Below are 12,470 nucleotides of genomic sequence, written 5' to 3'. Positions count from 1 at the left end.
CGAGTTGGGGCAGCAGGCACGGCGAAGGCCCCGCCCCCGGGCGATCCGAAGATCGCGGGGGACGGGGCCTGTCGTCGTTCAGCGGGTCACTTACCGCCGGCGAGCTTCTCCCGCAGTGCGGCGAGCGCCTCGTCGGTGGCCAGCGTGCCGGCCGGCTCCTCGGCCTGCCGGCTCGGGGCCGGGCTGGACGAGGAGGAGGTGGTGCCACCGGCGGCCGGGACGGCCGGAGCCGGGTTGGCAGCGGCCTCGGCGTCGGCGGCACGAGAGGTCTGCACCTGCTTGGTGTGGGCCTCCCAACGCTGACGGGCCTCGGCGTACTGGTTCTCCCAGGTCTCGCGCTGCTTGTCGTACCCCTCGAGCCACTCGCCCGTCTCCGGGTCGAAGCCCTCCGGGTAGATGTAGTTGCCCTCGGCGTCGTACGTCGCGGCCATGCCGTAGAGGGTCGGGTCGAAGTGCTCCTCGCCCTCGACGAAGCCCTCGTTGGCCTGCTTGAGCGACAGCGAGATCCGGCGGCGCTCCAGGTCGATGTCGATGACCTTGACCATGACCTCGGAGCCGACCTGCACGACCTGCTCCGGGATCTCCACGTGGCGCTCGGCCAGCTCGGAGATGTGGACCAGGCCCTCGATGCCGTCGTCCACCCGGACGAACGCACCGAACGGAACCAGCTTGGTGACCTTACCCGGCACGATCTGCTGGATCGCGTGGGTGCGGGCGAACTGCCGCCACGGGTCCTCCTGCGTCGCCTTCAGCGACAGGGAGACGCGCTCGCGGTCCAGGTCGACGTCCAGGACCTCGACCTCGACCTCCTGGCCCACCTCGACGACCTCGGACGGGTGGTCGATGTGCTTCCAGGACAGCTCGGAGACGTGCACCAGACCGTCGACGCCGCCGAGGTCCACGAAGGCGCCGAAGTTGACGATCGAGGACACGACGCCCTTGCGGACCTGGCCCTTCTGCAGCTTGTTGAGGAACTCGGTGCGCACCTCGGACTGCGTCTGCTCCAGCCAGGCCCGGCGGGACAGGACCACGTTGTTGCGGTTCTTGTCCAGCTCGATGATCTTGGCCTCGAGCTCCCGCCCGACGTACGGCTGCAGGTCGCGCACACGACGCATCTCGACCAGGGAGGCGGGCAGGAAGCCGCGCAGCCCGATGTCGAGGATGAGGCCGCCCTTGACCACCTCGATGACCGAACCGCGGACGACGCCGTCCTCGTCCTTGATCTTCTCGATCGTGCCCCAGGCCCGCTCGTACTGTGCCCGCTTCTTGGAGAGGATCAGACGACCCTCCTTGTCCTCCTTCTGGAGGACCAGGGCCTCGATGTGGTCACCAACCGTCACAACCTCGGCGGGGTCCACGTCGTGCTTGATCGACAACTCCCGAGAGGGGATGACACCCTCGGTCTTGTAGCCGATGTCGAGCAGGACCTCGTCCCGATCGACCTTGACGACGGTGCCTTCGACAATGTCGCCGTCGTTGAAGTACTTGATGGTCTCGTCGATCGCGGCGAGGAAAGCCTCCTCGGAACCGAGATCGTCGTGGGTGACCCGGGTGGCGCTCGAGGGGGCCTCGATGCTGCTCGTCATGTGGGCGGTTGCTCCGGTCGGTGGGTTGTCACAGCAGGCTGGTGTGTCGCGGTGACCTGTTCGCGCCAGCGGATCCGTCGCCGGGCACACCGAACGATCGCCTAGTGAGATCATGATGTGGTTCCGTCGACCGCGCACCTGCTCCCTGCCGAGGCAACGCGATCCGCGAGCGCATCGTCTAGCCTACCGTGCGCATTACCACAGCGTGCAAGCCCTCCCGGCTTCTCTGGATGCGATGACCTGCGAAAGCCGAACAATCGCCCGGAATCCGTCCCTGCTGTCTCGTGCGTCACACCGGCCCCAGAGGCACTGTTGGCCGCCCCCTCGCGAAGGGCGTCGCGCAGATCGTGGACGCGCCGCCGCCCCACACCGGGTGGGTGGGGCCTAGCGTGGGCGCGTGGATGACGACAGCCGGGTGACCCGGCGCCGGGTGGGTGACGCCGAGGTTCGGCGCGCCAACCGCGGCTGGTGGGACACCGACGCCGACGACTACCAGGCCGAGCACGGCGCGTTCCTCGGCGACGTGGACTTCGTCTGGTGCCCCGAGGGCCTGCGCGAGGCCGACGCCCGGCTGCTCGGCGACCTGTCGGGGCGGCGGGTGCTGGAGGTGGGCGCCGGCGCCGCGGCCGCCGCCCGCTGGCTCGCCACCCAGGGCGCCCGACCGGTCGCCGTCGACCTGTCCGCCGGCATGTTGCGGCACGCCGCCGAGGCCGCCGACCGCACCGGGGTACGCGTACCGCTGGTGCAGGCCGACGCCCTCGCCCTGCCGTTCGCCGACCGGTCGTTCGACCTGGCCTGCACCGCGTTCGGCGCGATCCCGTTCGTGGACGACTCGGCGGCGCTGCTCGCCGAGGTGCACCGGGTGCTGCGCCCGGGTGGCCGGTGGGTGTTCTCGGTGACCCACCCGATGCGGTGGATCTTCCTCGACGACCCCGGCGAGGGCGGCCTGACGGCCGTGCACTCGTACTTCGACCGCTCCCCGTACGTGGAGCAGGACGAATCCGGCGTGGCCACCTACGTCGAGCAGCACCGCACCCTCGGCGACCGGATCCGCGAGCTGGTCGGCGCCGGGTTCCGGCTGCTGGACCTGGTGGAGCCGGAGTGGCCGCAGGGGCACGAGGGGATCTGGGGGCAGTGGAGCCCGCTGCGCGGACGACTCTTCCCGGGCACCGCCATCTTCGTCACCGAGAAGCCCCAAGCGTGAGCGCGTCGCACCCGCGGTCCGCCCTGCGTCACATCGACCGCCGGTAGGCTCGCCCCATGAGCGCCGAGCCCATCCCGACATCACCTGGCCCCTGGTGTCCGGACCCGATGCGGCAGCAGCGTGCCGACTACACGCTGGAGGACCTGCTCACCCTGCCGGACGACGCCCCCCGCGTCGAACTCGTCGACGGAGTTATCCAGGTGACACCCTCCCCCACCCTGGGCCATCAGAACATCTCCAGCCTGCTGTGGCTCTGGCTGCACAACCATGCGCCGCAGCACCTCGGTGTCGCCCAGGCCATCGGCGTGCGGCTCAGCCACAACACGAGCCGACAACCCGACGTGCTGTTGCATCGTGCCGGCGTGGCGTCCGCCCGCTCCATCCTGCGGTCCGAGGATGTCGTGCTCGCTGTGGAGATCGTCTCGCCCGGCACGCGACGGATCGACCGATTCGCGAAACCCGGGGAGTACGCCGCCGCCGGCATTCCGTTCTTCTGGCGGATCGAGCAGGATCCGATGCACGTCTACGCGTACCGGATCGGCGATCGGGTCGGGCCCGGCGGTGAGCGACAGTACGAGTTGGTCGCCGACGGCGCCGACGTGGTCGAGATGACCGAGCCGTTCGACATCAAACTGCCGATCGCCGAGATAACCCCGTAGTCGTTTCGCCGCAACGGGGTCGGGTAGCCGAGGGCATGGCCGAACAGAGGTTCCACAAGGGCGACCACGTCTCCTGGTCGGCCCACCGCCCCGGGGTGCCGCGTCATGAGCAGAGGTGACGACGGCCGGGACACCTACCGGGAGTTCACCGAGGCGGTGAACATGAAGCCCGGTGAGTTGTCCACCTGGCTGGAGACGGACGAGTCGAAACAGGTCGGCTGGCACAAGGGCGGCCGATCCGGCGGTGGTGAGTCGGTCGGGCACGAATCCGGCCGGAAGATCATCAACCTGTTGCGCCGGAAACGTACCGACCTGTCCGACGGCGACTACAAGCACATGCGCAAGGTGGTCGGCTACGTGCGCCGGCACATGGCCCAGCGCCCGTCCGGCAACGTCCGCGACACGAAGTGGCGCTGGTCCCTCATGAACTGGGGCCACGACCCCATGAAGTAAACCGCAGGCCAGCGTCCCACGAGCACACCGAGGCGCCGGCCGGCAGCAACGGGCCCGGAGTGCCTCCGGGGCAGCCCGACCCACGCAGGGATCACGCCTGACCGCACGGAGTGGGTCGGGCTGCCCCGGAACCCCCGCACCGACCAGAGGATCAGTGATCCGCGCTGTTCCAATCCCGGCCCTCGCCCACCGACACCTCCAGCGGCACCGACAGCGGGTACGCCCCACCCATCTCGCGCCGGACCAGCGCCTCCAGCGCCTCGCGCTCACCGGGGGCGACCTCGAAGACCAGCTCGTCGTGCACCTGCAGCAGCATCCGCGAGCGCAGCCCGGCGTCGCCCAGCGCGGTGTCGACGTGCAGCATCGCCACCTTGATGATGTCGGCCGCCGAGCCCTGGATCGGAGCGTTGAGGGCCATCCGCTCGGCGATGTCGCGGCGCTGGCGGTTGTCGCTGACCAGGTCCGGTAGGTAGCGGCGGCGACCGAGGATGGTCGAGGTGTAGCCGTCCTGGCGGGCCCGGGCGACCACCTGGTGCAGGTAGTCGCGCACCCCGCCGAAACCGGCGAAGTAGTTCTCCATCAGCCCGCGCGCCTCTTCGGCGTTGATGCCGAGCTGCTGGGACAGACCGAACGCGCTCAACCCGTACGCCAGGCCGTAGTTCATCGCTTTGATCTTGCGACGTTGGTCGGGGGTGACCTCGTCGACCGGCACCCCGAACACCGACGACGCGGTGGCGGCGTGGAAGTCGGCGCCGGAGTTGAGCGCGTCGATCAGCGCGTCGTCGGAGGAGAGGTGCGCCATGATGCGCATCTCGATCTGGCTGTAGTCGGCGGTGAGCAGGCACTCGTACCCCTCGCCGACCACGAACGCCCGGCGGATCCGCCGGCCCTCCTCGGTGCGGATCGGGATGTTCTGCAGGTTGGGCTCGGTGGAGGAGAGCCGCCCGGTGGCCGCCACCGTCTGGTTGAACGTGGTGTGGATGCGGCCGTCGTCGGAGACCGACTTGAGCAGACCGTCCACGGTCGACTTGAGCTTGGCGACGTCGCGGTGGCGCAGCAGGTGGGCCAGCACCGGGTGCGGCTGCTGGGCGTAGAGCCACTGCAGGGCGTCGGCGTCGGTGGTGTACCCCGTCTTGATCTTCTTGGTCTTGGGGAGGCCCAGCTCGGTGAAGAGGATCTCCTGCAGCTGCTTGGGCGAGCCCAGGTTGAACTCCCGACCCACCGCCTCGTACGCGCCCTGCGCGGCGGCCTTCACCTCGGCGGCGAAGTGCGCCTCCAACTCGGAGAGGTAGTGCGTGTCGGCGGCGATGCCGGTGCGCTCCATGCCGGCGAGGACCCGCATCAGCGGCAGCTCCACCCCCGCCATCAGCCGGGCGGACTGCTCACCGTCGCGGGACAGCTCGGCGTCGATCGCGTCGGCCAGGTCGAGGGTGGCGCGGGCCTGGAGCATCAGGTTCTGCTCGACCACGCCCTCGTCACCCAGCCCGTCGAGGGTCAGCTGGCCGGACTCCGGGACGTCGACGCGCAGCTCCCGGTGCAGGTAGCGCAGTGCCAGGTCGGTCAGGTCGTAGGAGCGCTGGTCGGGACGGGCCAGGTACGCGGCGATCTGGGTGTCGCGCTGGATGCCGGCCAACTCCCAGCCGTGCGCGGCGCAGGCCAGCACGGCGGGCTTGCTGTCGTGCAGCACCTTGGGCCGCTGCGCGTCGGCCAGCCAGCCGGCCAGGGCGCCCTCGTCGGTCGCGTCGAGCCCGGCCGGGTCGACCCAGGCCGCCGCGCCACCGGCGGTGGCCAGGGCCAGACCGGTGATCGACGCGGTGTGCCGACGGTTGGGGCCGGTGTCGAGCGTGACCGCCAAGCCGACCGGTGTGCCGGCGTGCGCGTGGGTGGCCAGCCAACCGGCCAGTGCGCCGGGCTCGGTGAGCACCGCCCCGGTGAGGTCGAACCCGGACTCGGCCTCCGGCTCGACGGCCTCCAGATATTGGTAGAGGCGGTCGCGCAGGATGCGGAACTCCAGGGTGTCGAAGACCTGGTGCACCGCCTCCCGGTCCCAACCGGTCCACCGGGTGTCCTCCGGGCGCAGCGGCAGCTCCAGGTCGGACACGAGGCGGTTGATCTCGTAGTTGCGGATCACGTCGGCGAGCCGCTCGCGCAGGCTGTCGCCGGCCTTGCCCTTGATCTCGTCGGCGCGGGCGATCACACCCTCCACGCCGCCGTAGGTGGTGATCCACTTGGCGGCGGTCTTCGGGCCGACGCCCGGGATGCCGGGCAGGTTGTCGCTGGTCTCGCCGACCAGCGCGGCCAGGTCGCGGTACTGCTGCGGCCCGACGCCGTACTTCGCCTCGATCGCCGCCGGGTCCATCCGCGCCAGGTCGGAGACACCCTTGCGCGGGTAGAGCACGGTGACCTGGTCGCCGACCAGCTGGAACGCGTCCCGGTCACCACTGCTGATCAGCACCGTCATGCCCTGGTCGCGGGCCTGGCAGGCGAGCGTGGCGATGATGTCGTCGGCCTCGTAGCCCTCCATCTCGACCACCGGGATCTGCAGCGCGGCCAGGACCTCCTTGACGAGGCTGACCTGACCCTTGAAGTCGGTCGGGGTCTCGCTGCGGCCGGCCTTGTACTCCGCGTACTTCTCGGTGCGGAACGAGCGGCGGGAGACGTCGAAGGCCACGACGATGTGGGTGGGCTGCTCGTCGCGCAGCACGTTGATCAGCATCGAGGTGAAGCCGTAGACCGCGTTGGTCGGCTGACCCGTCGTGGTGGAGAAGTTTTCCACCGGCAGGGCGAAGAAAGCCCGGTATGCCAGGGAATGTCCGTCGACGAGAAGCAGGCGCGGCGTCGTAGCTGTCACGGCAGCGACTCTAGTCCGTCGCACGGGTAACTCAGGCCACGCCGAGGTACGCCTCCTTGACCGCCGGGTCGTGCAGGAGCTCCTGGCCGGTGCCCTCCTTGACGATCCGGCCGGTCTCCAGCACGTACCCCCGGTGCGCCCGGGACAGCGCCTGCTGGGCGTTCTGCTCGACCAGCAGGATCGTGGTGCCCTGCTCGTTGATCCGGGTGATGATCTCGAAGATCTGCTGGATCAACTTGGGCGCCAACCCCATCGACGGCTCGTCCAGCAGCAGCAGCTTCGGACGGGTCATCAACGCGCGACCCACCGCGAGCATCTGCTGCTCACCGCCGGAGAGCGTGCCACCGGCCTGCTTGCGACGCTCGTGCAGCCGCGGGAACAGGTCGAACACCATTGCCAGATCCTTGGCGATGTCCGCCTTGTCCCTGCGGGTGTAGGCCCCCATCTCCAGGTTCTCCAGGACGGTCATACCCGGAAAGACGCCACGGCCCTCCGGCGACTGCCCGATCCCTCGGATCACCCGCAGGTCGGCGCGCAGCCGGCTGACGTCGGTGCCGTCGAACCGGATGCTGCCGCCGGAGATGGCGTGCAGCCCGGAGATCGCCTTCATGGTCGTGGTCTTGCCGGCGCCGTTCGCGCCGATCAGGGCCACGATCTCGCCCTGCTCCACGTGCAGGCTGATGCCGTGCAACGCCTCGATGCGGCCGTAGAGCAGCTTCAGGTTGTCGATCTCAAGCAGCATCCTCGACACCTCCCAGGTAGGCCGCGATCACCTTCGGGTCGTCGCGCACGTCGGCCGGCGACCCCTCGGCGATCTTCTGCCCGAACTCCAGCACCACGAGCCGGTCCACCACACCCATGACCAGTCGCATGTCGTGCTCGATCAGCAGGACGGTGACCCCCGAGTCGCGGATCTTGCGGATCAGCTGCAGCAGGGCCACCTTCTCGGCCGGGTTGAAGCCGGCGGCCGGCTCATCGAGGCAGAGCAGCGTGGGATCGGTCGCCAGGGCTCGCGCGATCTCCAGACGGCGCTGGTCACCGTACGACAGGTTGCGGGCCAGGTCGCCGGCGCGACCCTCGATGCCCACGAAGTCCAGCAGCTCGCGGGCCTTCTCCTTGCCCTGCCGCTCCTCCCGCCAGTGCCGCGGCAGCCGCAGCAGGGCGCTCGGGACGCTGGTCTTGTGGTTGGCGTCCGCGCCGACCTGCACGTTCTCCAGTGCCGTCATCTCCGGGAAGAGCCGGATGTTCTGGAAGGTACGCGCGATGCCCAGCTTGGTGATCTGGAACCGCTTGCGGCCGCTGACCTTCTCGCCCCGGAACCGGATCTGCCCGGTCGTCGGGGTGTAGACGCCCGTCATCGCGTTGAAGCAGGTCGTCTTGCCCGCGCCGTTCGGACCGATCAGCCCGAGGATCTCCCCCTCGTAGAGGGTGAAGTTGACGTCGTTGAGGGCCACCACGCCGCCGAACCGCAGCGTGACGTGGTCGACCTCCAACAGCGGCTTACGACCGTCGACCGCCGGGGCCGGCTCGCCGGCACTCTCGTCCGGCGTCGACGAGGTCTCCGGCGGGCTACCCACCGTCGTCCGCGCGTCGATCGCCATGTCGCGCTCGCTGGTGGCGTCGCGCTCGCTGCCCATCCGTGGCTCACTCAACGACAGCCACCTCCTTCTGCCGGTCCTTGAGCTCGGCGGCCCGCCGCCGGTTCGGCCAGAGACCCTGCGGTCGGAAGATCATCACGATGATCAGCAGAATCCCGAAGATGAAGTAGCGCAACGACGTCGGGCTCACGTCGAAGTCGTTACCGAAGACGGTGGCCGTCTCCGGCAGGCCGAACACGTCACCCACCGACCGCAGCCACTCCGGAATGTAGATGACCAGGAAGCCACCGAGGATCGCACCGCCGATGCTGCCCGCACCACCGAGCAGAACCGCCGCCAACACCAGAATCGAATTCTCCAACGAGAACGTCGACGAGTTGACGAAGTTCGCCTGACCGGCCCACAACGTGCCGGACAGACCACCGACCGCCGCGCCGATCGCGAACGCCCACAGCTTGAAGCGGAACGTCGGCACGCCCATCAGCTCCGCCGCGTCCTCGTCCTCACGGATCGCGACCCACGCCCGACCCACCCGGCTGTTCGCCAGGTTCCGGATCAGGAAGACGGCAGCGATGATCACGGTGAGCAGCAGCCAGTAGTACGGCTTGAACTCGAACTGGAAGATGGCCGACCCGTCCGGGTACTTGCCCGGCGGGTGCGCCACCTGCGGGATGCCCCGGTCACCGTTGAGGATCCAGTCCTGGTTCTTCGCGATGATCCGGATCATCTCCGCGAAACCGAGGGTCACGATCGCCAGGTAGTCACCGCGCAGCCGCAGGGTCGGCGCGCCGAGCAGCACACCGGACAGCAGTGCCAGCGCGACCGCGATCGGCACCGTGACCAACCAGGGCCACGGGCTCTCCAGCCAGTTGTACTCGGTGATGAGCTTGCTCTCCGGCGACGTCAACAACGCCACGGTGTACGCGCCGACCGCGAAGAAGCCGAAGAACCCCAGGTCCAACAGACCCGCGTACCCCACCACCACGTTCAGACCGAGCGACAGCAGCACGATCCACGCGCAGTAGAACAGCACCGCCGCCATGTCGTTGCGCGTGGTGTAGAGCGGAATCCACACACCCGGAATGTTCAGGTACTCGTAGAACCACTTGTTCGGCAGGACGTAGAGGAAGGCGACGAAGGCCAGCAACCCGGTGATCCGGGCGGACTTCGGCAGCCCGTCGACCCGCCGACCGAAGGCACTCGAAGCGGAGTGCCAACGCTCTCGCAGAGCGGTCATGCCCGCGCCCTCCCCAACGACTCGCCCAGCAGACCGGTCGGCCGGAACATCAGCAGGACGATCAGCACGACGAAGGCGATGAGGTCCCGCCACTGCGAGCCGAACAGCGCCGAACCGTAATTCTCGACCAGACCGAGCATGATGCCGCCGATCGCCGCACCGCGCAGATTGCCGATACCGCCCAGCACCGCGGCGGAGAACGCCTTGAGGCCGAGCAGGAAGCCGATGTTGTAGCGGGTGTTCCCACTCTTCATGTCACTGAAGACAGCGGCCACACCGGCCATCAGACCGCCCAGCACGAAGACCAGCGCGATCACGCGGCTCTTGTTGACGCCCATCAGGGCAGCGGTGTTGGCGTCCTGCGCGACCGCGCGGATGCCCTTGCCGAAGCGGGTGCGGTTAACGAACCAGTCCAGCCCGACCATCATGATGATGGCCACGCTCAACGTCAGCATCTGCACGGGCGTGACGCTCCAGCCGCCGATGCTGAACAACGTGTCGGCGGGCAGCAGGGCCGGCGAGCCGATCTGACGCCGCTGGGTCAACGTCCCCATCAGCTCCATCAGGGCGTACGACGCGCCGATGGCCGTGATCAGGAAGGCCAGCGGCGGCGCGTTGCGCCGGCGCAGCGGCCGATAGGCGGTGACCTCGATGAGCAGGGCGACGCTGCCGGACAGCAGCGCCGCTGCCACGATCGCCAAAGCGATCAGCAGCAGCGAGCGGCCCACCGACGGAGCGCCGCTGTTGCTGTCGAGCCCGAAGGCCGCCCAGGTCCAGATGGCACCGAACGTGCCGATCATGAAGACCTCGGAGTGCGCAAAGTTGATCAGGCGAAGTACGCCGTAGACGAGGGTGTAGCCGAGGGCGATGAGTGCGTAGATCGCACCCTGCACCAACCCGGTTGTGGTCAGTTCCGGGAAGCCCCGGACGAGTTCTGCAAAGTCCACCGATGCTCCGAAGGGTGTTGCGTTTAGCCGATGCGGCCGGAGTTGCACACCCCGGCCGCATCGAAACAACTCTGTTCGTCACGCCCTCAAACCTGTGACCCAGAAAGGGATCAGGCCTTCGGGATCTCCACATCAGGAGCCCACGCACCGGCGGTCGCCTTGAAGGCCCACACCTTGACCTGAGCCGGGTCCAGCTCGCCGTTCGGCTCCCACTTGTAGGTCACGCCCGAAGCGGAACCGGCCTTGTTGTAGGTGGAGAGGAAGGCCTGGATGTCGGCGCGGGTGGTCTTGCCAGCCTTGATCGCCTCAAGGTAGATGTTGGCCAGGTCGAACGACACGTCGGCGTACACGCCCGGGTCGACGCTGTACTTGGCCTTGAAGTCGGTCACGAAGGTGCCCTTGGCCGCGGTCGCCGGGCCACACGGGCAGGTGGCGATGGTGCCCTCGACGTCCTTCTGACCGGCCACCGACAGCATGTTGGCGTCGTTGATGCCGTCGCCACCGATGAACGTGCCGGTCCAGCCCGCAGCCCGCAGCTGCTTCAGGAACGGCGCCGCCTCCTCGGTGTAACCCGCGTAGAACAGCACCGTCGCGCCGCTGGTCTTCACCTTGGAGATCTGCGCACCGAACTCCTGCGCGTTGTCGACGACCTTGTCGGTGCCGATGACCGCCGTGCCGAGGACCTTCTTGGCCTCGTCGGCCAGACCCGCGCCGTACGCCGACTGGTCGTCGATGACGAACGCCTTGTCCGACTTCAGCACGTTCTTGATGTAGCTGGCGATCGCCGGGCCCTGGGAGAAGTCGTTACCCACACCCCGGTGGAAGACCTTCCAACCCTTCGTCGAGAGGCTCGGCCGCGTGGCCGACGGGCTGATGCTCGACAGACCCGCGGTGTCGAAGATCGGCAGCGCGACCTCGCTCTCACCGGAGAACGCCGGGCCGACCATGCCGACGATCTTCGTGTCGGCCACCGCGCTGGTCGCCAGACCACCGGCCAGGTCGGCCTTGCCCTGCGAGTCGAACGCCTGAACGGTGACCTTGCAGTCCGCGTTCTCCGCGTTGTACTTCTCCACGGCCAGGTCGGCACCCTGCTTCATCGGGGTGACCAGGCCGGCGTCGGCGCCGGAGAGCGCACCGAAGAAACCGATCTTGAGGTCGCACGCCTTGCTGGCGGAACCGTCCGACGTGCCCTCGTCCTTTTTACATGCGCTGGCGCCGCCGGCAATGAGCGCCGCGATGGCGACGCTGCCGAGGACGCGCACGAAGTTTTGCCTCAAGGCTGGAACCCTCCTCCGTCCAGAAGCCCGATGTCGCCTGGCGGAACGCCGAAGCGACAACGGACCGGACCGTTCACCCGGTCTGGGGCGGGACGTTATCCCAGAAGCACTACTGACCGTAAGGTGTCGTAGGCGGCATTGACTCAACCGTTACCAGACGCGGGGAATCTCGCGTTTAGATGTCACATCGGCACCTGTCGACAACCCGTCAGACGGCCCCCAAGGGCGCGAACCACACCCTCGCCGCCACTCCGTCGTCGAGTGTGATTACCAACCGGCCGTCCCAGATAGTGGTTGCCGCGGACGTGTCCCCAGCTGCGGCAACGTCCGCCGGCAGCGGCACCGACACCCACGACGAGCCACCCGCGGTGGACCGCCACAGCCGATGCCCGCCGGCCGCCACCGTCATCGCCAGCAGCCCGCCACCAGCGCCGGCGCCGGCGCCGGCCACCGACTCGACGGCGGCCACCGAGCCCGTGCCCGTCGCCCCGAAACGCCCCACGGCGCGCCACGTACCGGCACTCGACGCCGCGCCCGCCGGCTCCCGCACCCACGCCTGGAACCCGCTCCCCCGCACCCCCACGGCGTACACCGCCGACCCGACCCGGACGAGACGCTGCACGATCTCGTCGTCCCCGGTGGCCGGCAGCGCCAACCG

General features: G+C 68.7%; 9 protein-coding genes and 2 pseudogenes. 3 read left to right on the top strand and 8 right to left on the bottom strand.

Features of this window, described 5'->3' with window-relative positions; translation table 11 throughout:
• Positions 1-86 precede the first annotated feature (86 nt).
• Positions 87-1,586, bottom strand: a complete 1,500-nt coding sequence (gene rpsA / locus F8271_RS25475) for a 30S ribosomal protein S1 (RefSeq protein WP_151492358.1) — start codon at positions 1,584-1,586, stop codon at positions 87-89.
• Between the two features lie 397 nt (positions 1,587-1,983).
• Here rpsA and F8271_RS25470 point away from each other — a divergent pair, with 397 nt between their 5' ends.
• The 3 genes and pseudogenes from F8271_RS25470 to F8271_RS25460 form a co-directional block, all read left to right on the top strand.
• A complete protein-coding gene (locus tag F8271_RS25470; RefSeq protein ID WP_151492357.1) occupies positions 1,984-2,790 on the top strand; it encodes a class I SAM-dependent methyltransferase in 807 nt (268 codons plus the stop codon).
• 56 nt (positions 2,791-2,846) lie between these two features.
• A complete protein-coding gene (locus F8271_RS25465) occupies positions 2,847-3,449 on the top strand; it encodes a Uma2 family endonuclease (RefSeq protein WP_225854748.1) in 603 nt (200 codons plus the stop codon).
• A gap of 105 nt (positions 3,450-3,554) precedes the next feature.
• A pseudogene (locus F8271_RS25460) lies at positions 3,555-3,899 on the top strand (DUF3140 domain-containing protein); the annotation flags it as partial.
• A 154-nt stretch (positions 3,900-4,053) separates the two neighbouring features.
• On the opposite strand, the gene polA reads toward F8271_RS25460, so the two are convergent.
• From polA to F8271_RS32595, 7 genes and pseudogenes are all read right to left on the bottom strand, one after another.
• Positions 4,054-6,753, bottom strand: a complete 2,700-nt coding sequence (gene polA, locus F8271_RS25455) for a DNA polymerase I (RefSeq protein ID WP_151492355.1) — start codon at positions 6,751-6,753, stop codon at positions 4,054-4,056.
• 31 nt (positions 6,754-6,784) lie between these two features.
• Complete coding sequence (locus tag F8271_RS25450; RefSeq protein WP_151492354.1) at positions 6,785-7,495, bottom strand: ABC transporter ATP-binding protein; 711 nt, start codon at positions 7,493-7,495, stop codon at positions 6,785-6,787.
• Positions 7,485-8,354, bottom strand: a complete 870-nt coding sequence (locus F8271_RS25445; protein ID WP_151492360.1) for an ABC transporter ATP-binding protein — start codon at positions 8,352-8,354, stop codon at positions 7,485-7,487. Before F8271_RS25445 ends, F8271_RS25450 begins: the two co-directional genes overlap by 11 nt.
• Positions 8,355-8,397: 43 nt before the next feature.
• Positions 8,398-9,588 carry a branched-chain amino acid ABC transporter permease gene (locus tag F8271_RS25440; protein ID WP_151492353.1) on the bottom strand — a complete coding sequence of 397 codons (1,191 nt, stop codon included), beginning with the start codon at positions 9,586-9,588 and terminating at the stop codon, positions 8,398-8,400.
• The gene (locus F8271_RS25435) at positions 9,585-10,535 is read right to left on the bottom strand and encodes a branched-chain amino acid ABC transporter permease (protein WP_151492359.1); all 951 of its coding nucleotides are present in this window, start codon (positions 10,533-10,535) and stop codon (positions 9,585-9,587) included. The genes F8271_RS25440 and F8271_RS25435 overlap by 4 nt, the downstream gene beginning before the upstream one ends.
• A gap of 110 nt (positions 10,536-10,645) precedes the next feature.
• Complete coding sequence (locus tag F8271_RS25430; protein ID WP_151492352.1) at positions 10,646-11,812, bottom strand: branched-chain amino acid ABC transporter substrate-binding protein; 1,167 nt, start codon at positions 11,810-11,812, stop codon at positions 10,646-10,648.
• A 208-nt stretch (positions 11,813-12,020) separates the two neighbouring features.
• A pseudogene (locus tag F8271_RS32595) lies at positions 12,021-12,470 on the bottom strand (hypothetical protein); the annotation flags it as partial.

The sequence above is a fragment of the Micromonospora sp. ALFpr18c genome, assembly GCF_008868155.1.
Lineage (GTDB): Bacteria > Actinomycetota > Actinomycetes > Mycobacteriales > Micromonosporaceae > Micromonospora.
Note: the sequence above shows the minus strand (reverse complement) of the source record. Positions and strands in the feature narration are given on the sequence as shown.